Source organism: Parabacteroides distasonis ATCC 8503 (assembly GCF_000012845.1).
GTDB lineage: Bacteria > Bacteroidota > Bacteroidia > Bacteroidales > Tannerellaceae > Parabacteroides > Parabacteroides distasonis.
Genome location: NC_009615.1, coordinates 637,577 through 659,745, shown reverse-complemented (window position 1 = coordinate 659,745; position 22,169 = coordinate 637,577). Strand labels below are relative to the sequence as shown.

Here is a 22,169-nt window from a genome sequence, read left to right as displayed (position 1 = left end):
ATCTTAATTTTTTAATTTATTAAATAGATTAACGAATAAGTGTTTAACGGATAAAACGAATGTATAAACAAATGGTTTCCAGTTATCTTTATAAAAGATATTGAGCTGCATATACTTACATATAAACAATTGGCATATATCCTTAAATAATTCCCCATAACGATGCTCTGAAAAGCGAGCTGATAATGTGGATCGTAAATCCATATATTTTACATTTCGAATCGTTAATTCATATTTAGCTACATCTAATATACCTACAGCATCCTCATAGGCGATTAAGGATAGAGGCAAAAATGAGTCGGATATAGAAATAAAACCATCTATGCGAATACTCATTTCTATAAAATAGTATTTACCATTAAAATATTTAAACTCAAGACCTCCAATTCCTTTATAATCAATCCTAGACAGGAAATCTCTGCAAATCCTCATTAACTCTGGATTTTCTTGAGTCTCTCCTATAGCCATAATCCCGTTACCCGGAGGAGACTGAAGTGTCTTTACTCCCATTACATCTAATACTTTTCCAGAATGAGACCTCACAAACAAATAGAACCATACAGAGTTGTCGTTTCCTGGTATGTACTCTTGGCACAAGAAATGATGGCCATTCTCTACAAATGAATTAGTATACGACCTAAAATCATCCCGCTCACATATTTTTGTTTTAAATCCCAATTTATCTTCACTTCTAGTAGAGACTGGTTTTATAATAACTGGAAAGTCAAATTCCTGTTCTATAAAATCCATATCAACAGTATTATTCACGAGCTTACTTTTAGGAACACTCAACCCATGTTCAGACGCATCAACCTCGGCAAAACCTTTCAATGTATATATGTCAATAATTTCTACAGAAGGGAATGTCAATAAAAAAAGCTCTTCATACCGATTCCTAAAGGTATTCACATAGATACAAGAAATATCAGTCGTTGAGATCAGAACCGGTCTCATTTCAAATCCCATCTGAGCATACCATGCCTCCATCTCTCTCAGTAAAATAGAAGGAGACTCAATCCCATCAAATGTAAATACTCCTGTAATATACTTACTCTTAGTAAAAACGGGCTGTAGATATGAGCTATTTATGCAAACTACATACGTATCAATCCCATAGGTTTTCCGTATATTCCTGCATGCAGAAATCACACTTCCAATAGCTCCTCCCGCAAAGACTACTACTTCTGGATATATCATTATTTTCTTATTATATTAACCAAACTATCCAATACCTCTTTTACAAAACCCTTGTTCAACAGTATGAACAAAGCGAAAAAGAGAGAGAATGACATGAGCCTCAAAGACCAGGCATCCAAAAACAGGATTCCTATGATAGCCCCCAATAGGAGTGCTATTTGAGATAAATAATCACCTTTGCCCTCTAGATAAACGTATTTATCTGACTTTATAATTCTCAAATACAAGATGATAAAATGTGCGATCAACAAGGAGACAGTAGCCCCCATAATCCCATATAAAGGTATCAGCAAAAGATTCATTCCAAGACACAACAGACCACCCCAAAGGCTTGTAGTAAGAAAATAGCGTGTATTTTTGGTTGCCATAAACATCGTCCCCATCAGCGTAGAGAAAGAGGAGAAAACCGCAGCGAGTCCCAAGAAGGGGATATATCGCCAAGCGTCGAGATAGGCTTCGTCCGCAAAGAAACGGATCAACCAATAGCTTGACAAACTAAGGAGGAACTCCACCAATAGTAACAAGACAAAACACAGTCTCATGATACGATTATAAAATATACGGAACCCGGGCTTCTCAAATTCTTCCAGTACAGAAATCTGCCACGAAAGGAAAAAGGTATTGAACACCATAGTTATAATCGAGGGAAAACGATTGGAAACGGCGAAGATCCCAACCAAGTCAGTCGAATGGTAATGTTCCAGGAACAACCGATTGGATGTACCCAATATCCACCAAAGCGTGGCATTTGGTATCATAGGAATTGAATAGGATAACATCTCTTTCATTGCAGATACAGAGATCGAGGAATAAGACAAATAACGATCTATGCGCATAGAAAAGGATGTATAGGAAATCGAAGCTGCAAAACCAATCAATTGGGAGATCAGATAACCGTCTACCCCCCATTTGGGAACCAACAATAACGAAGAGAGCGCTATAACAAACGTCAGGATGACTCCAGACATTACAAAGACAGACATCCGATCTATACTTCTTGAGAATTGCTGAAGATACAATTGCAAGAAACTAAAGATCAACAACGTATAGATATATCCAGCATAGGCGTCAAATACCCCCCATCGTACTCCCGTAGCCCATTTAAGTAAGCCATAATAGAGCCCCCCAAATAAGACAAGGGAAAGCGAAACGACCGCCAATCCAGAAGAGAAGAGTATCCGTTGCTCCTCACGGCCCTTTCCTTGTGGAAACCGGAAAATGGCATCAGTCACACACAAGGTCACTATCCCCATGATCAAAGAGACATAGGTACTCACCAAATCGACATCCCCGTAACTCTCCACAGAAAGCCATGCCGTATAAAAAGGAAGCATTAAGATAGCCAATAGCTTACTACCTATTGAACCCACAAATACCAATAAACTATTTTTCCCTAACCGTTTGTATTTATTCATTCGGAAAAGATGTTTTTCTTCCAATATTCCTCTAAAATTGTTAGGCAGCCGTTAACGGGCATCTTGAGAGTAATCCCTTCCCAAAAGGAACAAGCTGAGTCTCCCCCTTATCATTAACAATTATTAATAAATTTATCCACAAGCAAATAATAACAATCAACAACGTCAGGAGAGGACCGATCAACATATCAAATAGTACGAGGGTATCCGCACCAAAAGAAACCCACCTCACGAGTAACGTCTCCAGAAGCAATGATTGAATAACATACACTCCTAACGTGTATTGCCTCCACTTAGCAAAAGAAAGGGAACAGGCATCGTGCGCATCAGTGCACAACCAATAAAAAGGGTGATAAAAAACAGCGAGCCCGACAATCCGATAAAAAGCTGAAAATACCTCTTGAAAATCACCTCCAATAAAAAGAGCGCATTCTCCGTCAGCGACAACGTTCCTGAGAAAAGAGCTTCGCAAATCTCTTGATTCCTTACCCAAAAATCAGGCGTGAAAGCAACATACAACGATGATGCCACAAAAAGTAAACCCGATATGGTCAGCGCCCACCCCTTGAATCGCATGATCTCGGACAAATAGCTAAAGACACCGATACCGAAAAAGAAACAAGGATACATGATAAACACATTCCAAACCAATGTCACTTGACTCAGCAAAAGAGAGAAGGTGACCCATAGGACTCGTTTTCCTTGCAGCTTAAATGCCACGAAACCTAAGAGCCCGCATACAAAAACACTCTTCAAGAACCACAAGGTATTGACAGCGAACGATCTGATCCCATGGATATGTATGTCTCCATCCAAAAAGGCCAATACAATGTAGATTATCAAGCTCCATAAGGAACAGGGCAAAAGCACTTGCCGACCCCGCTTCACCAAGAAATCCTTAAAAGAACCCTGATACGCCCTCCTAGCAAACAAACCTGACAAAGCCATGAACAAGGGCATATGAAACGAGCTTATCCACAAAAACATCGGATTATGTGTGACATCTACCTCCAATAGATACTACATACAATGGTCGTACACCACCAATAAGATAGCAAATAAATTAAGCAAGTCCCAAGCCACTACACACGTCGGGCAAATGGATGAATTCACTAACTCCATAAACAATAAAAATATAAGCACTCAAGACTGCTGTCCGGATGTATGGATCCAGCTCCGACAGAATAAATCGAGTGTCTAAATTTAAATTGAGTTTAAGCTATATTTATAAAGATAGATTACTGAGATAAAATAGCCTACCACTTTTTTATCTCACCCCTTCCCCCAGCACATACTTCCTGATCCCATACCGAATGCTCGGTACATTCGCCCCGTTCACGAACGTGAGGTGAGGCAAGAGGGCGCTGATGAAGGCACGGCTCTTGACCAGCTTGAGGGGAGACGAGTAGTCGGCTAGGATCTCGTTGTAAAGGTCCGTCAATACCGTCTGGCAAAGGGTGACCGTGTCCGGGCAGGCGCATAGGCGGGCCTCGTAGACAAGACGGGTCGCCTCGTCCGGGATGAACAAGGCCAACGAGGAGGGTTCAGCCGTCACTGGAGGGGCAGGAGAGTTTATCGGAGGAGACGGAGACTCATGAAGTCCCGATTCCGCGGGCGTAATCCAACGTTCCGTCCGTGTCACCGTCCCGTCACCCCAATGGATGTTCTGGATAGCGATGGTGGCATTGGGCAGGATCTGCACGTTACCTCCATTGACCGTAAAGGCAGAACGTGCCTGTTCCGCCCGCTCTTGATTTTCTGTCATATCCGTTTTTAATTTAAGTGTTAACAATAATCACCCCTTTCACGGGGGTATATTTTATTTCTATCCTCATTTCATCCACCGTACGTCCGTTTCCGTACCCGTCCCGTCCATCGCTATTCCGGGAACGGGCAGGAACGCGTTCCTTTACCGGCAGTAACCGAATAATCAATTTATTTTATCCGATCATGAAAGAGTCTATCTTTTCCTTTTTCAACGCCCCCATCACCAATCAAGTACCGAACGGGGTCGTCTGTGTCAGTCAATTGTACGCCTATATCACCACCAGCGAGTGGCTGCGTGAGCGTACCGATCAGGTACGTGCCGCATCGGGCGACGAGAAACGGTTCAGGCGGCTGAAACAGAGTTTGCTACCCTATGTCACGCCCGCCGGTATCTTCTCCTACCGCAAGGAAGATCACTTGCTCGTGCCCTCGGGCGAGTTCGTCATCGACATCGATCACCTTTCCTCACCCGAAGAGGCGATCTGTTGGAGGGACACGCTGTTCGCCGATGAGCGGCTACGCCCCGATCTCTCCTTCGTGAGTCCCAGTACCACGGGAATCAAGCTCCTCGTACCCTATCGCCTGTCGATCAAGAAAACCGTAGAGGAGTCTTTCGATGAGGCGGTACGATTCGCTTGGGAATATCTTGAGTGGAAATACGGGCTGAAAGCTGATGCCACGAACGCAGACCTCTCACGGGCTTGCTTCCTTTGCCACGATCCCTCAGCGAGGCTAGGAGACCGGAATCGTTGACAGAGGACAAGTGACAGTTGGCAGTTATAAATCGTTATTCATTATTCACCATTCATTATTCATTCATCATGAACCCATTATCAGATCTGGAGCGGCTCGTTGCCGCCATCGAGAAACAGGGGGCGAACATCGCTCCCACCTATCAAGAGTATATGCCGATCGCCTTCGCCATCGCCAACGATTGCGGAAAGGCCGGCCGGACATTCTTCCATCGTATCTGCCGGATGTCGGAGAAATATGTCTCTACCGAGGCGGATAAGCTATACGACCATGCCCTCAAAGGAGGCAATGGACGGAATGGCTTGGGATCCGTATTCCACTTGGCGGACCTAGCCGGCGTGAGGCTGGACAAATCCTTGGCCGAGGCCGGGAAACTTTCAAACTTTCAAACATTCACGCCTCCTTCACACACGCACACGTGTACGCACGAGGAACAGTCCGTGAAAAATGTCCCGCCCGCCTTTCCGGAGTATCCTTGGCCCGCTTTCCTCAAGCGGATGATCGACCGGGGCGATACCCCCGCCCAAAAGGATATCCTCCTGCTGGGCGCTATCACCGTGTTGGGAGCGACACTCAACAAATCGATCCGGATATCGTACGGGCGAAAATTCTACTACCCTTGCCTGCAAACGTTCATCGTCGCCCCTCCCGCCTCGGGAAAGGGAGCCCTCGCTTGGACACGCCGGCTTGCCGAGCCGATACATGAGGCGATGATGGCGAACTACCGGCAGAGGCATAAAGCTTACCGGGAGGAGAAGAGCCGTTGGGACTCGCTGGGCAAGAAAAAATCCGATACGCCGGAGCCCGAGATGCCTCCCCTCAAGATGTTCCTTATCGCCGGTAACAATTCCGGCACCGGCGTGCTGGAGAACCTCATCGAGGCCGACGGCATAGGGCTGATCTGCGAGACCGAGGCCGATACCGTGAGCACGGCCATCGGCACCGAGCACGGGCACTGGAGCGATACCTTGCGTAAATGCCACGACCACGAGCGACTGGCCTTCAACCGACGCACGAACCGGGAATACCGGGAGTGCCCGGCCTCTTACCTCAGTGTCTTGTTAAGCGGCACTCCAGCGCAGGTACGGCCACTTATTCCCTCGGCCGAGAACGGGCTGTTCTCACGCCAATTGTTCTACCGGATGCCACCCATCGACGAGTGGGCGGATCAGTTCGAGCAGGGCGACGAGGACATGGATAGCCTCTTCTCCGATTGGGGGAGACAGTGGAAGAAACTCGTGGACTACCTACATGAGAGGGTCAATGTCATACAATTCCATCTCTCCGACACGCAAAAGGAGCGATTCAACAGCTGCTTCGCACGCATATTCGGGCACGCCGGTCTTTCCTACGGTTATCCGATGCGAAGCTCCGTGGCCCGTATCGCCATCAATATCTGCCGGATCGCTTCCGTGGTGGCCTTCCTGCGATCGGTGGAGAGTCTCTTCATCCCACAAGCCATTCTCGATTCTCAATTTTCAATTCTCAATTGTCCCGGTCTCTCGCCTGCCCCCGAGATCCCGGAGGAGAACGTACGGGACGGTATCGTTCCTTCCCTAGAGTTACGTATCAACGATGACGATTTTAAGGCTGTCCTCTCGCTCGTGGAGCCGCTCTACCGTCATTCGGCGGGCATACTCTCCCTGCTTCCGTCTGACGAGGTGCCACGCTCTCGCACGCCCACGCCCCAAGAGGCTCTCTTCGCGGCCCTTCCACTCTCTTTCAACCGACAACAGGCCTTGGAGGAAGCAGAGAGGAACAACATCCCCACCGCCACCCTAGATACCTGTCTCAAGCGAATGCAGGAACGAGGCACGCTGGAGAAGAACGGCCGGGGCGAGTACAGCTTCGGCGGCCGTGTCACCCATAAGTAATCCCGGCCTCCCTCACACCCCTATATAACGTACCCCACGGGCGTGTGTGTGTGAGGGGGGGACGAATGTTTGAAAGTTTGAAAGTTTCATTCTCCCAAATCTATAAATCATAAATCAAATGTTCTTGCCATTAAGAAAGTCCGCACTAGCGGCATCCTATTTCCCGGAGCTGGCCTCCCATCAAGCTTGCAACCGCTTACGTCGTTGGATCATTCGATGCACGGAATTGCACGACAAGCTGCTGGAGACGGGCTACCGCCCCGAGCAACGTATATTCACGCCCCGACAGATCAGATTAATCATCCACTACCTAGGAGAACCGTAAATTAGTTGACAGTTGCGCACAGAGGTAAATAAAAACAGCCTACTGTCACTAGTCAACTGTCAACTTGGATGGGTATTCTAAGATCTTTACAATGCCCATCCAAGGCTTCTTATAATGCCTATTCAAAGGGGCTTACGATAGGCAGCGTAAGAAACCGGCGGTTATCACTGCGTCCCATGTTAATTAATCGTTATTCCCTACCCCGGGCATCAATCGGCATCACCGCCCCTTACGGCGGAACCTATCTTTGTAACATTGATCAGCAAGCAATTAATTTTCTATTATTAATCTTTAATTATCAAACTATGCCACAAGCATTTCAAGCACGAAAGTTTTTTATCCCCAAGACGGATCCTAAGCAGGAGGTGTACAAGCCGGTTCCCTATTATTTCGGTACCCTGTCCACACAAGATGCGGCCGACCAGATCGCCGAGGAGTCTTCGCTCACGAAGGGTGACGTATTGAACGTATTGGATCGTTATCAGCGGTATGTCATCAAGAACCTACAGAAAGGTTACAAGGTGGAGCTGCTAGGGTTCGGAACCGTCTATAACCGCTTCGTCACGGAGAAGGGGGTAGCGACCGCCCCCGAGGTCAAGGCTACGCATATACGGACTATCGTGCCGGGATTCTCGCCTTCCTATACCATACTGAACGGGGCACGACGCTACTCGCTGCTGGGCGAGAAGACTTCGTTGCTCAAGGTGACGATACTCGGGACGCCGGTAGAGGAAGGGGGCGGTTCCGATTCTGAGTCGCCTGATGAGATCTGATGTGTCACTTTTGGCTTGACCCAAAAGTAACCAAAAGGTCAAGGCTGACGCTGACGGGCTACTTCGAGACCTACGCTCGCTGTCGCATCCCAACTCGCTTCGCTCAGACAGGGATACTCCTCACGCTCGCTACGGTCTCTTCGCTTGACGCCCGTCCGCTGAGGCCGTCCGAAGGAAAGCGAAGCTTTCCTCTTATATCAGCCGGGATATCATTATTCAATTCATTATTCACTATTAATTATTAATTATCATGAAAAAGTCCGTATGGAGTACTATTATCAAAGTGATCATCGCCGTAGCTACCGCCATCGCGGGAGCACTTGGCATCCAATCCTGTATTCTCTAATTTTCAATTTCAATTATCATGGGTAAGGTTTATTGTTTCTACCAGAATTACAGGGAGGTCAGCCTCCTTGTAATTCATTGCTCGGCCACACGATATGACAGGGATTTTCCTGTGGAGGCGCTCCGTTCATCGCACAAGGCACGGGGATTCGCCGATATCGGCTATCATTTCTATATCACACGGGACGGGGAGCTACATCGTTGCCGACCGGTCAACCAGATCGGGGCGCACGCAGCCGGATGGAACGACAAAAGTATCGGTATATGTTACGAGGGAGGACTCGACGAACAAGGCCGTCCGGCCGATACCCGGACCTACGCCCAGCGCTGTACCTTGATGGATCTGCTACGGCAATTACGAAGGGATTACCCGGAGGCACGCATCCTAGGACATTACCAACTTAGCCCCTATATCCGTAAGGCTTGCCCCTGCTTTGACGCAAGGGAGGAATACGGGGAGATCTAGCATTAGAATTTCTTACCGAACGCTATATTCAAGAAGGTCTTCACCAATATCTTGAAATCGAACAGCCAAGAGCGATGTTCCAGATAGAACAGGTCGTAACGCAAGCGGCGGAGCATCTTATCGACCGTGTCCGTATACCCATTGTAGAGCGTGGCGTAAGAGGTCACGCCCGGACGGATCTGGTAGAGGTAACGATAACGAGGATCACGCTCCATGATCTGGTCGATGTAGAACTTACGCTCGGGACGGGGACCGATAAAGGACATGTCGCCCACGAAGACATTCCATAACTGGGGCAGCTCGTCCAAGTGATGTACCCGGAGGAATTTTCCGACACGGGTTATCCGGGGATCTGCCCCACCCTTGTAAAGGGCCGGACCGAACTTCTCCGCGTCCAGACGCATACTGCGGAACTTATAGATGTTGAACGGGCGACCGAAACGACCGATACGCTCTTGCCTAAAGATCGCCGGGCCTCCATCCTCCCGTTTTACGGCGATATAACAAAGTAAAAACAGCGGGGAGAAGACGATCAAGGCCAAAAACGCCAGCGCACAATCCCCTATACGTTTTACATTACGTTGGAACATACCCATCCCATCCGGGATGAATCGCTCCGGTTCCTCTCTCTCACTTTTCCCCAATGGCGTAGTTTTCTCTTTTTCCATACTTACCATAATCCACTTTTCTTTCTGACATCAGGATCTTTTACACCTCCTGACCTTAAAAAAACTCATACGCTCTCACTCAATAAAGGCAATCCCTCCACCTCGCCGGCGTGCCATTCACGGTAGTCCGCCAAGGGAAACCCGGGGACGGTCAATAGCTTGTAATCCGACCCGTCTCTTCTCAAGATATGCTTGCGAGTATATGAACGGAGCGAGCGATCCGTTACAGACACCATCACGATCGGGAACGGGTAGGCGAACAGGCGCAGCGGCGTGGTCTCGCTATCCGAGAACGCACGATGCAGTTGGTAGGCGGAACGCTCGAACGCTACCCAGTAGGGACCCGTGCAATACAGGTGTATTGAGTTTCGGTTCACACGCTCACGATCCATGATCTCTGTCAAATGCTCACGCAACAAGTTCATTAACCGGATACCCGAAGGAAGAGAAGACATTTCTTTTTGAATCTTGATTTCTGAATCTTGAATCTTGAATTATTTAATTCATTATTCCTTATTCACTATTCATTATGTTTCAGCCACCGGTCGTAATCACGTAAACGACGTATCAACACGGTCTTACTCTTCTTGGGCGAGGCCTCCTCCTGCCAAGGGTCAACCAGCTCGTGCGCCATGCGCTGGTAGAGGCTGCTGTCCGTACAGCCGTACAGCGTGACCAGCAACAAGGCACGGGATTGCCCCGCTTTTATCACCGGGAGCATGCTGCGCATCGTGGAGCGCAAACGATCGAACTCATCCGACTCGCCCAAAAGCAGATAGGCAGGAAGGAGCAAAGAGTAAAGCTTGCAACGGATCACATCGGTCTCAGCACGGAGAGAGGCGTAGCCACGCAGGACCTCACGGGCCAGACAGGCATCCTCATCCACTACCACGCCGGAGGCATGGTAACGGCCCAAGGCATCGTGCAAGCCCTCCGACAGACGGTCGTTGTCCAAATGGGTATACACGTGCTTGCCCCCCGTGTTCAGCTCGATCAGCTCGTACTCCCCAGCTCTCACCTCGAACAAGGGGACCCACAGACAGTCGAGGATACGCACCATCACGTCCTTATGCCCACCGCCCGGCTGCACCACCACCTCCGCCTCCATGTCGGTAAAAGGGCCGGAGGTGATACGCACACGGTCGCCTTTCAACAAGCGGCCGCTATCTGGCACGTATACGGGAAGCTCGTTGGAGTAAGAAGCCGCGACCCAACGCAAGGTATCCATCTCACGATCCGAGAGGTAGGGGAAATAAGACCGCCCACCGGAGGAAACCCGGGGGAGGAAATTATACAGGGGAAGCGTACGCTTCAGGCGGAAGATCTCGTCCTCCGAGGCGTGGACGAACACGTAGTTGTACAACAGGGGTTGCCTCGTGTTGACCATCTTGCCGCCCACCTTCCTCGCCTCGACATACGAGGGGGAGAAATACTCGAACAAGGCCTCCCCACGACGCTCACGGCGGGAAAGCTCAGCGTCCAGCCCCTTCGAGGGGCTGATCCTGTCACGCCCGCCACCAGCGGTAGGGAGCGTGAGCACGTACCAGCGGACGGCCTCTTGGTCACGTCGCTTCAGAACATGCGCCATGAACCTATCCGAGCACTTGCCTGTCAATATATCCATCTCTATGATTATCTTTTCTAGTGGTTATCCCGTGGCCCGAAAACAGACCCCACGGCAATTCAGAGCCCTACCAAGAATCTTTTACATCATCTTGATAAACAGCGCTTTATATTTTTAAATATGGCATTACTGAAAATTACCATCTCTTGAAATCTTAGGCTACTTGGGGAGTAGCCTAAAAGGTGCGAGAACGGTTATCACCCGGTTGTAGAGACGGGGCGTGTCCCGTCTCCCACTGTCTGATAGTATCTTTAAGTTACCATTTGGAGGGGATGAGACGGGGTACGCCACGTCTCTACAGGAATGTATGTTCGATTTTTTAGAAGGGACGTGATGATGTAGGAAATACGAGATCATTTCGTCTCTATTGCCATGTCTATACACTAGGAATAAGAACGAAGATTTAAGGAGAATCAAGGCCGGAGCACAAACTAAAACTAATGATTGCTTGTTATTTGCTATTTTTTGCTACATTTGCACCGTGAAATGAACGCTACTCCCCAAGTAGCCTCAACCCACCTCTGGCATATAATTATATACATTCTCAAAGCAAGACTTATTTACCACCGTCATTTTCTCCAACGAGAAACTTCTTAGATAAATCTGGGTTGTCTTGATGGATTTATGCCCCAATAACTCGCTGATCATCTCAATGGGGACATTTTGCTCCTTCAATGCCATGGCAAAAGAATGACGGATCGTGTAGGAAGTCACATCCGAGGCTATTCCGGCAACCTCCTTCAACGTCTTCAAGTTCCGGTTAAACCGGGACAAGGCCGCATTGTACTCGAGATATTCCTCATGGCCGTTCTTCGTCCCACTTAAAAAGGGAAATAAATAACCGGAGCCTCCACCCCTCTCACCTGCCAGCTCCTTATACATAGCCTCCGCCGTATCCAAGACCTCCAACCGCATAGAGGTCCCGGTCTTCTGGCGATTGTAATCCAATATGCCGTTCTTGATATTACCCCTATTCAAATGGGCGAAATCAACGAACGACATCCCCCCATATTGAAACATCAAACAAAGCGTCAGCTGTGTCTTCCTCAACTTCTCTCCTTTTACCGGGACAGTCATCAGGCGATTCAAATCCCCCAGAGGCAAGGATTTCTTGCGCTGGCTTTCCACACCCGTAAAAACCCCCTTGAATAAAGAGGGGATAAACGCCGCCTCGCCATTCTCCACCGCCTTGTTATAGATACAACGCAAACGGCGGATATACGTGGAGACCGTATTACGCATGCAGCCTTTCTCCAACAAATAAGCCTCGTACCGGCGAAGAGTATCCTTATTTATATATGTATATGGGATACGATCCGTCCCGCTATACCGTATAAAAGAGTTCATCGCATCCTGATAACTTTTCGCCGAGGAATACCGTCCTTCCTTTTGTAACAGACTTATATACTCTCGCATCCCTTCCACCAAATCTTTCTCATCCATATCTCTCTATTTTAAATTCCAACTGAAAACAAACACGCGAAATTAGACATCCTGACAAATTATATCTTTTGCGGCAAGTTGTTTTATTGACGAATAGCCACTATATTTGTACGTTGTTTTAAACAGAGTACAGACTAAATTAAAAAGTAAAGCATATGCACAATTGGTTTGAATGTAAGGTCTCTTACGAGAAAATGCTGGAAAATGGCATGCAGAAAAAAGTAACCGAGCCTTACTTGGTAGACGCCCTGTCTTTTACGGAAGCGGAAGCTCGCATCATCGAGGAGATCCGCCCCTTCATCACGGGTGAATTTACGGTAACAGACATCAAACGAGCTCGTTTATCCGAATTATTCTTCAACGAGAATGGTGATCGGTTCTATAAGATCAAGGTTTATTTTATCACGTTGGACGAGAAGAGCGGAGCGGAAAAGAAAACCGCCGCACAAATGCTTGCCCAAGCCACTACGCTGAAAGAGGCCATCGCCGTATTGGAAGATGGAATGAAGGGTACATTGGCGGATTATACCATCGCCTCGGTAACGGAAACCCAGTTGATGGATGTATTCCCATTCGACGCAAACAGTATTCCCGGCGAGAAGAAAAGTGGCGAGGAACTGATAGCGGAGCAAAAACAACAAGCTGAACAAAGAGGATAAAAACATGAGTATCGCTCAAAACATAGTACAACTGAAAACGTCGCTCCCGCAAGGGGTGACGTTGGTTGCCGTCTCTAAGTTTCACCCGGTGGAGGCTCTATGGGAGGCTTACAACGCCGGACAGCGGGTGTTTGGCGAAAGCAGGGCACAGGAACTGAGCGCCAAGCAAAAAGTACTACCTGAGGATATCGAATGGCATTTTATCGGCCCGTTACAAAGCAATAAGGTAAAAGATATCGCTCCTTTTATTCATTTGATCCATAGCATAGATTCCTTGAAGCTTTTGGCTGAGGTGAATAAACAAGCGAAAAAACACAACCGCACGATCCGGGTATTATTGGAGATCCATGTGGCGCAAGAGGAATCCAAGCACGGACTCAGTCCTGAGGAATGCAAGGAGTTGTTGCGTGACGAGTCCTTGGCCGAATTCCAGCATATTCGTATTTGCGGATTGATGGGTATGGCTACCAATACCGATGATACGGGGTTGATACGGGAAGAATTCCGCAAGATCCATGATTTATTTATCGAACTGAAAGAGACGCTCTGTAAAGATAATGTCGATTTCAAGGAGATATCCATGGGGATGAGCCACGATTACCCGATCGCTATCCAAGAAGGAAGCACCTTGATACGGGTGGGTACCAGTATCTTTGGCGAACGGGAATATTAAAGTAATTATTAAATCTAAATATAGGCAACATGATTGACATTAAAACCCAATACGCGGGGTTAACACTTCGCAATCCGATTATCGTCGGGAGCTCCGGACTCACCAATAAGGCGGAACGTAACAGGGATTTTGAGAAAGCAGGCGCTGGAGCTATCGTATTGAAATCTCTTTTCGAAGAGCAGATCGAGATGCAGAGCGAGGCTTTGATGCAAGACTCCGATTACCCCGAAGCGGCGGATTATATCCGTGGTTATGTAAAAGCGAATCAAGTAAATGATTATCTGGAACTGATCAAGAAGAGCAAGGAATTATGTACGATCCCCATTATCGCCAGCATCAATTGCTATAAGGCGGACGCTTGGATCGACTTTGCCCGCCAAATTGAGTTAGCGGGAGCGGACGCTTTGGAATTGAACGTGTTCTTCATGGAAACCGAGCTGACCGAAGATTTCGAGAGTATCCGGGATACGTATGTCAGTATCATCCGCAAGGTAAAAGAGACCGTATCGATTCCGGTTATCATGAAGATCGGAAAGAATTACAGCAATATTCCTTCACTGGTTAATTTGTTGAAAGTAAACGGTGCTGATGGTGTCGTGCTATTCAACCGTTTCTACCAGCCGGATATCGACATCAATAATATGCAGATCGTTTCGGGTAATGTATTTAGCAATCATTCCGATTTGAGTGACACGATTCGCTGGACGGCTATCGTATCCGGAAAGATCCCGGGAATCAGTATCGCTTCCTCTACCGGTGTGCATGATTGGGAAGATGTCGTTAAATGTCTATTGGCCGGCGCTTCCGCCGTACAGATGTGTAGCGCTGTCTATACACATGGAGCGGAAATCATCTCCCAAGTATTGACTTGCGTGGAAGAGTGGATGCATCAGGCACATTACCAATCCCTTTCCCAATTCCAAGGCAAATTGAATTACGCCAATATCCCGAACCCGGCGATGTATGAGCGTTCACAATTCATGAAATATTTCTCCAACAGAGATTAAAAGAAATACCTAGTAGTAGAGACGGGGCGTGCCCCGTCTCTACTATAGGATAATATACAATAGTCTTAATTATTTTCTACTAGAAAGTATTTTTATTAGAAAATAGTTATATCTTTGCATCATCAAACAAGTTATAAAGAAATATGGAACCAATTTGCGCCATAAAGGATATCTATAAGATACTGTACCAGTTCGAGAAAAATTTCTCGGAAGTACATGCTATCACCATCAACGAGGCCATGTTGCTTTGTTGCTTAAAGGATAATGAGGCAAAGTCGGCGGGAATGATTTGCGATTATATCGGTCTTTCAAACTCCCGGGTCTCAAAGGTGATCACCTCTGTCGAGAACAAGGGGTTTATCCGCAGGAACATCAATAAAGAGGATAAGCGGCAAATGTTTTTCTCGCTCACCCCAAAAGGGAAAGAGAAAATACAACAGATGATGCAGGCCGAGCTAAACATGGACAGCCTGTTCAATCAACTCAAAGAATACATACAAAAGGGATGAATCCCTTTTTTTAACTAATTATTGTCTACTAACAAATATGTATAATACAAATTAAATAAAAATAGATATGAAGTATTTGATTATTGGAGGTGTAGCCGGTGGAGCTACCGTAGCAGCCCGGCTGCGTAGAATGGACGAGAAAGCGGAAATCATCCTTTTCGAACGTGGAAAATATGTTTCTTACGCAAACTGTGGATTACCTTATTATATAGGAGACACGATCAACGACCGGAATAAATTATTCGTACAAACCGTGAAAGGCTTCACGGATCGATTCCGCATCGATATACGTACGGAGCAGGAAGTGACCCGAATCCTTCCCGAATCCAAGCAAGTGGAGGTAAAGAAACTCGGCACAGGAGAAACCTACACGGAGACTTACGATAAACTAGTGCTCTCTCCCGGTGCGGAGCCTTTGCGTCCACGCATCGAAGGAATCGAGAGTAAAAAGATATTCACGTTACGTAACGTGCCGGATACGGACACGATCAAGAATTACGTGAACACAGAAAAGCCCCGTACCGCCGTTGTTGTAGGGGGTGGTTTCATCGGCTTGGAGATGGCGGAGAATTTGCATGAGCTGGGTATCCACGTCACTGTCGTGGAAATGGCTAACCAAGTGATGGCACCCCTCGACTATTCCATGGCCGCTATCGTACATCAGCAATTGATCGGCAAGCAGGTAGGCTTGATGCTGGAAGATGGCGTATCTCGTTTCGAGGAGACTTCCGGAGGCGTGACCGTTCATTTGAAAAGTGGGAAGCAGATCCCGGCGGATATGGTTTTATTGAGTATCGGTGTCCGTCCGGAAACCCGATTGGCCAAAGAAGCGGGACTTACGATCGGAGCACTCGGCGGTATCGCTGTCAATGAATATATGCAGACCTCGAACCCGGATATTTATGCGTTGGGAGATGCCGTGGAAGTACGCCACCTCGTGACAGGCAAACCAGCCTTGATCCCATTGGCGGGTCCGGCGAATAAGCAAGGACGTATCGTAGCCGATAATATCGTATCCGGCAATAAGGAAACTTATGACGGGACGATGGGAACCTCTATCGCCAAGGTATTCGACTTGACGGTCGCCACGGCGGGAGCTAACGCTAAGCTGTTGAAACGGGAAGGAATCGCTTATCAATCCTCCTATACGCATGGAGCCTCGCATGCGGGATATTACCCGGGAGCCGTGCCTTTATCGATCAAGATATTGTTCGCACCGGAAGACGGACGACTGTTAGGGGCGCAAGTCGTAGGTTTCGGAGGCGTAGACAAACGGATCGAGATGTTAGCGCAAGTGATCCAGCGGAAAGGTACGGTCTATGACCTGACTGAGTTAGAACATGCGTATGCTCCTCCTTATTCAGCCGCTAAAGATCCTGTAAATATGGCCGGTTTCGTAGCGGAGAACCTGCTTACGGGAAAAGCGAAAGCGATCCAGTGGAGAGAAATCCAGAACTTATCGCCAGATACCGTACGTATCGATGTCCGTACCCGTGACGAGTACAGCTTAGGGACAATCCCCGGCTTCATCAATATCCCGGTTGATGAGTTAAGAGAACATTTGGCGGAACTGCCCAAGGATAAACCGATCGTAGTGACTTGCGCCGTTGGATTAAGGGGCTATTTGGCTTATCGCATCCTGACTCAAAATGGCTTCACGAATGTCCGGAACCTATCCGGTGGTTACAAGACTTGGAGTGTAGCGACAGCAAAGATCAAGAATGAGCCGGCCTGCGCACCTTGTTCGTCCGAAGCTGTTTCTGATAAGGCATCTGGTAAAAGTAGCTCTTGCAAATCGACTCCGGCAGCTACGGCGATTAAGGTAGACGCTTGCGGATTAATGTGTCCGGGACCGATCATGCAGTTGAAAAAGAACTATGAGAACTTGCGGGAAAATGAGTCATTGGAAATCACCGCAACAGATCAGGCTTTCGGAAAAGATGTCTCTTCATGGTGCAAGATAACCGGGGCAGAGTTAGTCTCTCTGGAAAATAAGGGAGGCACGATCGCCGCCACGGTACGAAAAAAAAAAGCTGAATGCAAAATAGCGACAGGTGGTAATAGTGCCGACAACAAGACATTGATCGTTTTCAGCGATGACCTCGATAAGGCGTTGGCCTCATTCGTCATAGCGAACGGGGCTGCCTCCACCGGAAAGAAGGTGACTATGTTCTTTACTTTCTGGGGACTTAACGTGATTAAGAAACGGGAAAAACCTGCCGTATCTAAAGATATCTTCGGCAAGATGTTTGGCTGGATGCTTCCGGCAAATAGCGAAAAGCTGAAACTATCTAAAATGAATATGGGTGGAGCCGGCAGTTGGATGATGCGCCTTATCATGAAGAAGAAACGGATCGACAGCTTGGAAAGCCTTATGGCACAAGCCGTAGAGAATGGTATCGAGATGATCGCCTGCACGATGAGCATGGACGTAATGGGCGTCAAAAAAGAAGAACTGATGGATAACGTTGTCCTAGGAGGCGTAGCCACCTATCTGGAACGTGCGGAAGACGCAAACGTAAACTTATTCATCTAATTCATTCAAAAAAAATATCCCAGCATATCCACAATAAGGACAATGCTGGGATATTTTATAAAAAAGAGATTATACGAAGTCCAATGTTGAACGTTTCATAATAAGAGGATAACGTTCTGGATGTTTCAAACTTTCGATCTCCAAATCAACATCTAACTCCGGCCATTCTATCGCATTACGCCCAGCCATCCGAACATTTAACACATTACTAATACGTGCTTCTTTCAACCATGGAACACGATTATAGGACAGAAAATAATCCCGTCCTAACACCGAAAGCATAATACCCTGCGCATTAATCATTAATACGTTTACCGATGTGTTCATCAAATGATTTGATGCTTATTTAATCATATCAAACCCAGTGTAAGGGATCAACGCTTTCGGGATGCGGATGCCCTCGGGGGTTTGGTTGTTTTCCAATAAGGCGGCTACGATGCGAGGTAAAGCCAAGGCACTACCATTCAAGGTATGGCAAAGTTGCGTTTTCTTATTCTCGTCACGATAGCGGCATTTCAAGCGGTTGGCTTGATACGTATCGAAGTTGGACACGGAGCTAACTTCCAACCAGCGTTGTTGTGCCTCGGAATACACCTCGAAGTCAAAGCAAAGGGCAGCCGTGAAACTCATATCACCCCCACAAAGACGAAGGATGCGATACGGCAACTCCAACTTCTGAAGTAATCCCTCCACATGATTCAACATCTCTTGGTGAGATTGCTTAGAGTGCTCCGGTTTATCGATCCGAACCAACTCCACCTTAGAAAATTCGTGCAAACGATTCAAACCACGTACATCCTTGCCATAAGATCCGGCCTCACGACGGAAGCATTGTGTATAAGCGCAATTCTTGATCGGTAACTGCTTCTCATCCAGAATGACATCCCGGTAAATATTTGTCACGGGCACCTCCGCTGTCGGGATCAAATAGAGGTCGTCTACCTCGCAATGATACATCTGTCCCTCCTTATCTGGAAGCTGTCCCGTACCATAACCGGAAGCCGAGTTCACCACCGTAGGCGGCATGATCTCCAAGTAACCGGCGTCACGGGCCTCATCCAAGAAGAAGTTGATCAACGCACGTTGCAAACGAGCGCCCTGTCCTTTATAGACCGGGAAACCTGCTCCCGTGATCTTAACACCCAGATCGAAATCAATCAAATCATATTTCTTCGCCAATTCCCAGTGCGGAAGAGCGTTCTTCGGAAGTTCCGTTTCCATACCTCCCATTTTCTCTACCACATTGTCCTCCGCAGAGATACCCTCGGGTACCTCATCATAAGGTACGTTCGGGATCGTATAAAGTAAGTTCTGCAGCTCCTCGGCAGCCTGATCCATCTCAACCTGCAAAGCCTTGCTCACCTCCTTGATCTCGGAAACATGTTTCTTAGCGGCCTCCGCCTCTTCCTTCTTGCCCTCTTTCATTAATTGTCCGATCGACTTCGAGGTTGCGTTTACCTCCGCTAGGTTCTTATCTAATTGATTTTGTGCGATACGTCTTTTATCATTCAATTCCAACACTTTATCGATGCTTTCTTTCGCACCCTTAAAATGTTTCTTTTCCAGTCCACGGATTACGGCATCCGTGTTTTCAGTGATTAATTTGATTGTCAACATATTCTATTTATGTTTAATAGTTTTTCTAAGACGCGAATTTAGTAATTTTATTTTACCCTACCACCCGTTAACCAAGTTCTTGTATAATAAGGTTCGCTAAGGCTACTTACCATCACGCCACTGGAAGTACTGGTATGGATGAAGCGCCCATTTTTCAAGTAAATCCCCACGTGATTCGGAACGCCACGTTTCCCGCCACGACCCGTCTTAAAAAATACCAGATCTCCTTCCTGCAATTTGGCACGACTCACTTTCTTGCAATTATACTTCAGCATATCCGCCGAGGAACGAGCCAGCTGTTTTCCGTATACCTCCCGATAAACGATCGATACGAAACCGGAGCAATCCACGCCCCGCTTCGTGCTCCCTCCCAATTTATGACGTACACCCAACCAACGGGCCCCCTCGTTGTACAAGAATATATTATCTTCCGGTGTGATACGTACCCCATATAAGCGAGCCAACTCCTTCGGTCCCTTGAAATCGGCGGGCAAAGCTACTTTTTGTTGTTTTTTGCTACCGCACGAGGTCAGACATATAAGCAGGATAAAGATCCGGATAAACCCTAAAGGAATGCTATTCTTCATATCGTTTTCTCTTAATTAAGGCACGAATATACACATAAAGTTTAGAATGCCCATTATAAGGTTCCTACAATGGGCATTGTAAGGTCGTTAGAATGCCCATCGTAAGGAGCTTTGAATGGGCATCCAAGTTCAAGAAGGTTGAGCAGCTTTCAGATAAGCGTTGAACGCCTCTTTGTAGGCATCCGTCACGTGGATGATCTCCTTTCCGATATAAACGCAATTATTCCGATCAACGGAACGGATCTTATCCAACGCCACGATATAAGAACGATGTACCCGCATAAAGCGACCGGTAGACAGCATCTCTTCCATGGCCTTCATCGTCACGTGGGTGATAAGCGGACGGGCCTCCCCTTCCAGATAGATCATCACGTAATCCTTCAAACCCGTCACGTATAATATCCGGGAGATTTCCACCTGCCGCAACTGGCTATCCACCCGCACGAAAAGGCTGCCTCTCTCCTCCTTCACGCTACTCATCTCAAACCATTGGCGGGCCTTCTCCGCAGCTCCGAGAAACTTATGGTATCGGATGGGCTTCAGCAGGAAATCGAGGGCATTCACCTCATAGCTATCAAAGGCATACTCCTTAAAGGCGGTCGTGAAGATCACCCTCGTACCGGGGGGCACCATGCGGGAGAGGTTCAGCCCGTCCAGATCCGGCATCTGAATATCCAAGAAAAGCACGTCCACCGAAGACTCACGCAACGTGGAGAGTGCCAGTACCGGATCATTGAAGGAAGCCGCCAGCCTCAGATAAGGCGTACGGCTTACGAAGTCCTCCAGCATCTTCACCGCCAAGGGCTCATCGTCTACGATCATGCAAGTCAGTGTTTTCATAAGCAGTCTCGAAGTGTTATTTGAACAAAGTAACTATTTTCCCGGAGCTCCTGATCATATCGGTAACGACCGGGATAAGCCAGATCCAGCCTACGCCTCAGGTTTTCCAACCCGATCCCCGATCCGCTACGGTTCACATCCGGTTTCGGATGGTCGCTATTCTCGCAGGTAAAAACAAGGTCATCTCCTTCCGCCTTGAAACGAATACGTACGAACGACGACTTACGGCTATTCACGCCATGCTTGAATGCGTTCTCTATTAAAGAGATGAACAAAAGCGGCACGATCCTCATCGGTTTAGGCGGAACTTGCAAATCCACTTCCACGGTAGCCAACTCATTGCAGCGCAATCTCATCAGCTCGATGTAATTATTCATGAACTCGATCTCGCCTTCCACCGGTACCAGCTCATGGTTCGACTCATAGAGCGTATACCGCAGCAAATCGCTCAATTGCCCGATACGTTCTTGCGCCGTATCTTGGTCTATCTGGACCAAGCTGGATATATTATTCAAGGTATTAAAGAGAAAATGCGGATTCAACTGGTTCTTCAGCCAAGCCAATTCCGCCTCGGCGTTTTTCTGCCGCTCCTCTTTCAAACGCATCTGCATATCGCCCCAGCGTACGATATAACGGAACCCCACGGCACATCCAATCACTAGCAAATGTAAGAAGAACGCTCCGAAAGCGACCATATACATTCCCGAACGCCATTCGTCCGGGAAATCCGCCTTAGGAGAAAATATCCATAGGTTAGCCCCCGTGATCAATAGCAAATTCATCAAACCAAAGAGCATCTTCCGATCCCGATAAAGCAAATAGGGAACCAATACATAGAAATTAGCGGTGAAAACAATAGCCAACGGAGTAATGAACCCCGTATTAATCTTCCACACCTCGAAAGCCGAGCTCGGATTAAAGCGTATGAAAAAATCGATCGCAGGAGGAATCAGCCATAAAGTGATCCACAATAAAGCCTGTCCTCCCGCCAATATATAATCTTGCCTCGTGAGTTTCATAATACCGTTTTTTATAAAAGTAAACGAATCTAACGCCTGCGCCTATGAACGCAAGCGTTTATTCGACGAAAG

Annotated in this window: 25 protein-coding genes; 12 read left to right on the top strand and 13 right to left on the bottom strand. The window is 47.5% G+C overall.

Going from position 1 to position 22,169, the window contains the following annotated elements; all coding sequences use genetic code 11:
• Positions 1-3: 3 nt before the first annotated feature.
• From BDI_RS02775 to BDI_RS02760, 4 genes are all read right to left on the bottom strand, one after another.
• Positions 4-1,197, bottom strand: a complete 1,194-nt coding sequence (locus BDI_RS02775; RefSeq protein WP_011966057.1) for a hypothetical protein — start codon at positions 1,195-1,197, stop codon at positions 4-6.
• The gene (locus BDI_RS02770; protein WP_049762282.1) at positions 1,197-2,612 is read right to left on the bottom strand and encodes a lipopolysaccharide biosynthesis protein; all 1,416 of its coding nucleotides are present in this window, start codon (positions 2,610-2,612) and stop codon (positions 1,197-1,199) included. Before BDI_RS02770 ends, BDI_RS02775 begins: the two co-directional genes overlap by 1 nt.
• 273 nt (positions 2,613-2,885) lie before the next feature.
• On the bottom strand, positions 2,886-3,572 hold the full coding sequence (locus BDI_RS02765) for an acyltransferase family protein (protein ID WP_041525544.1): 687 nt from the start codon (positions 3,570-3,572) through the stop codon (positions 2,886-2,888).
• 307 nt (positions 3,573-3,879) lie between these two features.
• Entirely contained in the window at positions 3,880-4,377 is a 498-nt protein-coding gene (locus BDI_RS02760; RefSeq protein ID WP_011966054.1) for a hypothetical protein, read from the bottom strand.
• A gap of 185 nt (positions 4,378-4,562) precedes the next feature.
• Between BDI_RS02760 and BDI_RS02755 the strand changes: the two genes are divergently transcribed.
• The 7 genes from BDI_RS02755 (at position 4,563) to BDI_RS02735 (ending at position 8,915) form a co-directional block, all read left to right on the top strand.
• The gene (locus BDI_RS02755) at positions 4,563-5,132 is read left to right on the top strand and encodes a BT4734/BF3469 family protein (protein WP_011966053.1); all 570 of its coding nucleotides are present in this window, start codon (positions 4,563-4,565) and stop codon (positions 5,130-5,132) included.
• Between the two features lie 68 nt (positions 5,133-5,200).
• Positions 5,201-7,006, top strand: a complete 1,806-nt coding sequence (locus BDI_RS02750) for a DUF3987 domain-containing protein (RefSeq protein WP_011966052.1) — start codon at positions 5,201-5,203, stop codon at positions 7,004-7,006.
• 118 nt (positions 7,007-7,124) lie between these two features.
• Complete coding sequence (locus BDI_RS02745) at positions 7,125-7,331, top strand: DUF4248 domain-containing protein (protein ID WP_005857913.1); 207 nt, start codon at positions 7,125-7,127, stop codon at positions 7,329-7,331.
• Between the two features lie 305 nt (positions 7,332-7,636).
• Positions 7,637-8,104, top strand: coding sequence for an HU family DNA-binding protein (locus BDI_RS02740; protein WP_005857915.1), 468 nt, complete (start codon positions 7,637-7,639; stop codon positions 8,102-8,104).
• Positions 8,104-8,349 (top strand): hypothetical protein, encoded by a 246-nt coding sequence (locus BDI_RS21445; protein ID WP_011966051.1) that lies wholly within the window; start codon positions 8,104-8,106, stop codon positions 8,347-8,349. The genes BDI_RS02740 and BDI_RS21445 overlap by 1 nt, the downstream gene beginning before the upstream one ends.
• 5 nt (positions 8,350-8,354) lie before the next feature.
• The gene (locus BDI_RS20835; protein ID WP_005855736.1) at positions 8,355-8,450 is read left to right on the top strand and encodes a smalltalk protein; all 96 of its coding nucleotides are present in this window, start codon (positions 8,355-8,357) and stop codon (positions 8,448-8,450) included.
• Between the two features lie 18 nt (positions 8,451-8,468).
• Positions 8,469-8,915, top strand: a complete 447-nt coding sequence (locus tag BDI_RS02735; protein WP_011966050.1) for an N-acetylmuramoyl-L-alanine amidase — start codon at positions 8,469-8,471, stop codon at positions 8,913-8,915.
• Between the two features lie 2 nt (positions 8,916-8,917).
• On the opposite strand, the gene BDI_RS02730 is transcribed toward BDI_RS02735, so the two are convergent.
• From BDI_RS02730 to BDI_RS02715, 4 genes are all read right to left on the bottom strand, one after another.
• On the bottom strand, positions 8,918-9,583 hold the full coding sequence (locus BDI_RS02730) for a sugar transferase (protein WP_049762385.1): 666 nt from the start codon (positions 9,581-9,583) through the stop codon (positions 8,918-8,920).
• A 65-nt stretch (positions 9,584-9,648) separates the two neighbouring features.
• Complete coding sequence (locus BDI_RS02725) at positions 9,649-10,038, bottom strand: hypothetical protein (protein WP_009017757.1); 390 nt, start codon at positions 10,036-10,038, stop codon at positions 9,649-9,651.
• 65 nt (positions 10,039-10,103) lie between these two features.
• Positions 10,104-11,207, bottom strand: coding sequence for a transcription termination/antitermination protein NusG (nusG, locus tag BDI_RS02720; RefSeq protein WP_011966049.1), 1,104 nt, complete (start codon positions 11,205-11,207; stop codon positions 10,104-10,106).
• Positions 11,208-11,717: 510 nt separating this feature from the next.
• Positions 11,718-12,650, bottom strand: coding sequence for a tyrosine-type recombinase/integrase (locus BDI_RS02715; RefSeq protein ID WP_009276318.1), 933 nt, complete (start codon positions 12,648-12,650; stop codon positions 11,718-11,720).
• A 155-nt stretch (positions 12,651-12,805) separates the two neighbouring features.
• Between BDI_RS02715 and BDI_RS02710 the strand changes: the two genes are divergently transcribed.
• The 5 genes from BDI_RS02710 to BDI_RS02690 all read left to right on the top strand — a co-directional run bounded on the left by BDI_RS02710 (position 12,806) and on the right by BDI_RS02690 (position 18,034).
• Entirely contained in the window at positions 12,806-13,309 is a 504-nt protein-coding gene (locus BDI_RS02710) for a DUF4494 domain-containing protein (RefSeq protein WP_005855722.1), read from the top strand.
• Positions 13,310-13,313: 4 nt separating this feature from the next.
• Positions 13,314-13,982, top strand: coding sequence for a YggS family pyridoxal phosphate-dependent enzyme (locus BDI_RS02705; protein WP_009017753.1), 669 nt, complete (start codon positions 13,314-13,316; stop codon positions 13,980-13,982).
• 29 nt (positions 13,983-14,011) lie between these two features.
• Positions 14,012-14,989, top strand: a complete 978-nt coding sequence (locus BDI_RS02700) for a dihydroorotate dehydrogenase-like protein (protein WP_005855718.1) — start codon at positions 14,012-14,014, stop codon at positions 14,987-14,989.
• Positions 14,990-15,132: 143 nt separating this feature from the next.
• Positions 15,133-15,498: a MarR family winged helix-turn-helix transcriptional regulator gene (locus BDI_RS02695; protein ID WP_005855716.1), complete on the top strand. Its 366-nt coding sequence runs from the start codon at positions 15,133-15,135 to the stop codon at positions 15,496-15,498.
• A gap of 67 nt (positions 15,499-15,565) precedes the next feature.
• On the top strand, positions 15,566-18,034 hold the full coding sequence (locus BDI_RS02690; RefSeq protein ID WP_009017752.1) for an FAD-dependent oxidoreductase: 2,469 nt from the start codon (positions 15,566-15,568) through the stop codon (positions 18,032-18,034).
• A gap of 69 nt (positions 18,035-18,103) precedes the next feature.
• Here the strand turns inward: BDI_RS02690 and BDI_RS02685 are convergent, their stop codons facing one another.
• The 5 genes from BDI_RS02685 to BDI_RS02665 all read right to left on the bottom strand — a co-directional run bounded on the left by BDI_RS02685 (position 18,104) and on the right by BDI_RS02665 (position 22,097).
• Entirely contained in the window at positions 18,104-18,361 is a 258-nt protein-coding gene (locus tag BDI_RS02685) for a DUF2442 domain-containing protein (RefSeq protein WP_005855712.1), read from the bottom strand.
• A 15-nt stretch (positions 18,362-18,376) separates the two neighbouring features.
• Positions 18,377-19,651: a serine--tRNA ligase gene (gene serS / locus BDI_RS02680; protein ID WP_008780959.1), complete on the bottom strand. Its 1,275-nt coding sequence runs from the start codon at positions 19,649-19,651 to the stop codon at positions 18,377-18,379.
• 47 nt (positions 19,652-19,698) lie between these two features.
• Positions 19,699-20,238: an NlpC/P60 family protein gene (locus BDI_RS02675; RefSeq protein ID WP_005865414.1), complete on the bottom strand. Its 540-nt coding sequence runs from the start codon at positions 20,236-20,238 to the stop codon at positions 19,699-19,701.
• A gap of 129 nt (positions 20,239-20,367) precedes the next feature.
• The gene (locus BDI_RS02670) at positions 20,368-21,078 is read right to left on the bottom strand and encodes a LytR/AlgR family response regulator transcription factor (protein ID WP_011966047.1); all 711 of its coding nucleotides are present in this window, start codon (positions 21,076-21,078) and stop codon (positions 20,368-20,370) included.
• Entirely contained in the window at positions 21,075-22,097 is a 1,023-nt protein-coding gene (locus BDI_RS02665) for a sensor histidine kinase (RefSeq protein WP_011966046.1), read from the bottom strand. The genes BDI_RS02670 and BDI_RS02665 overlap by 4 nt, the downstream gene beginning before the upstream one ends.
• Positions 22,098-22,169: the final 72 nt, after the last annotated feature.

Bases quoted from the DNA above. Each gene is read 5' to 3' on its own strand.
- BDI_RS02700 (WP_005855718.1), top strand. From the start codon at position 14,012: ATGATTGACATTAAAACCCAATACGCGGGGTTAACACTTCGCAATCCG.
- BDI_RS02670 (WP_011966047.1), bottom strand. From the start codon at position 21,078: ATGAAAACACTGACTTGCATGATCGTAGACGATGAGCCCTTGGCGGTG.
- BDI_RS02750 (WP_011966052.1), top strand. From the start codon at position 5,201: ATGAACCCATTATCAGATCTGGAGCGGCTCGTTGCCGCCATCGAGAAA.
- BDI_RS02755 (WP_011966053.1), top strand. From the start codon at position 4,563: ATGAAAGAGTCTATCTTTTCCTTTTTCAACGCCCCCATCACCAATCAA.
- BDI_RS02665 (WP_011966046.1), bottom strand. From the start codon at position 22,097: ATGAAACTCACGAGGCAAGATTATATATTGGCGGGAGGACAGGCTTTA.
- BDI_RS02775 (WP_011966057.1), bottom strand. From the start codon at position 1,197: ATGATATATCCAGAAGTAGTAGTCTTTGCGGGAGGAGCTATTGGAAGT.
- BDI_RS02710 (WP_005855722.1), top strand. From the start codon at position 12,806: ATGCACAATTGGTTTGAATGTAAGGTCTCTTACGAGAAAATGCTGGAA.
- BDI_RS02675 (WP_005865414.1), bottom strand. From the start codon at position 20,238: ATGAAGAATAGCATTCCTTTAGGGTTTATCCGGATCTTTATCCTGCTT.
- BDI_RS02725 (WP_009017757.1), bottom strand. From the start codon at position 10,038: ATGTCTTCTCTTCCTTCGGGTATCCGGTTAATGAACTTGTTGCGTGAG.
- nusG (WP_011966049.1), bottom strand. From the start codon at position 11,207: ATGGATATATTGACAGGCAAGTGCTCGGATAGGTTCATGGCGCATGTT.
- BDI_RS02745 (WP_005857913.1), top strand. From the start codon at position 7,125: ATGTTCTTGCCATTAAGAAAGTCCGCACTAGCGGCATCCTATTTCCCG.
- BDI_RS02765 (WP_041525544.1), bottom strand. From the start codon at position 3,572: ATGCCCTTGTTCATGGCTTTGTCAGGTTTGTTTGCTAGGAGGGCGTAT.
- BDI_RS02690 (WP_009017752.1), top strand. From the start codon at position 15,566: ATGAAGTATTTGATTATTGGAGGTGTAGCCGGTGGAGCTACCGTAGCA.
- BDI_RS02705 (WP_009017753.1), top strand. From the start codon at position 13,314: ATGAGTATCGCTCAAAACATAGTACAACTGAAAACGTCGCTCCCGCAA.
- BDI_RS20835 (WP_005855736.1), top strand. From the start codon at position 8,355: ATGAAAAAGTCCGTATGGAGTACTATTATCAAAGTGATCATCGCCGTA.
- BDI_RS02770 (WP_049762282.1), bottom strand. From the start codon at position 2,612: ATGAATAAATACAAACGGTTAGGGAAAAATAGTTTATTGGTATTTGTG.
- BDI_RS02695 (WP_005855716.1), top strand. From the start codon at position 15,133: ATGGAACCAATTTGCGCCATAAAGGATATCTATAAGATACTGTACCAG.
- BDI_RS02735 (WP_011966050.1), top strand. From the start codon at position 8,469: ATGGGTAAGGTTTATTGTTTCTACCAGAATTACAGGGAGGTCAGCCTC.
- BDI_RS02685 (WP_005855712.1), bottom strand. From the start codon at position 18,361: ATGAACACATCGGTAAACGTATTAATGATTAATGCGCAGGGTATTATG.
- BDI_RS02740 (WP_005857915.1), top strand. From the start codon at position 7,637: ATGCCACAAGCATTTCAAGCACGAAAGTTTTTTATCCCCAAGACGGAT.
- BDI_RS02760 (WP_011966054.1), bottom strand. From the start codon at position 4,377: ATGACAGAAAATCAAGAGCGGGCGGAACAGGCACGTTCTGCCTTTACG.
- serS (WP_008780959.1), bottom strand. From the start codon at position 19,651: ATGTTGACAATCAAATTAATCACTGAAAACACGGATGCCGTAATCCGT.
- BDI_RS21445 (WP_011966051.1), top strand. From the start codon at position 8,104: ATGTGTCACTTTTGGCTTGACCCAAAAGTAACCAAAAGGTCAAGGCTG.
- BDI_RS02715 (WP_009276318.1), bottom strand. From the start codon at position 12,650: ATGGATGAGAAAGATTTGGTGGAAGGGATGCGAGAGTATATAAGTCTG.
- BDI_RS02730 (WP_049762385.1), bottom strand. From the start codon at position 9,583: ATGGAAAAAGAGAAAACTACGCCATTGGGGAAAAGTGAGAGAGAGGAA.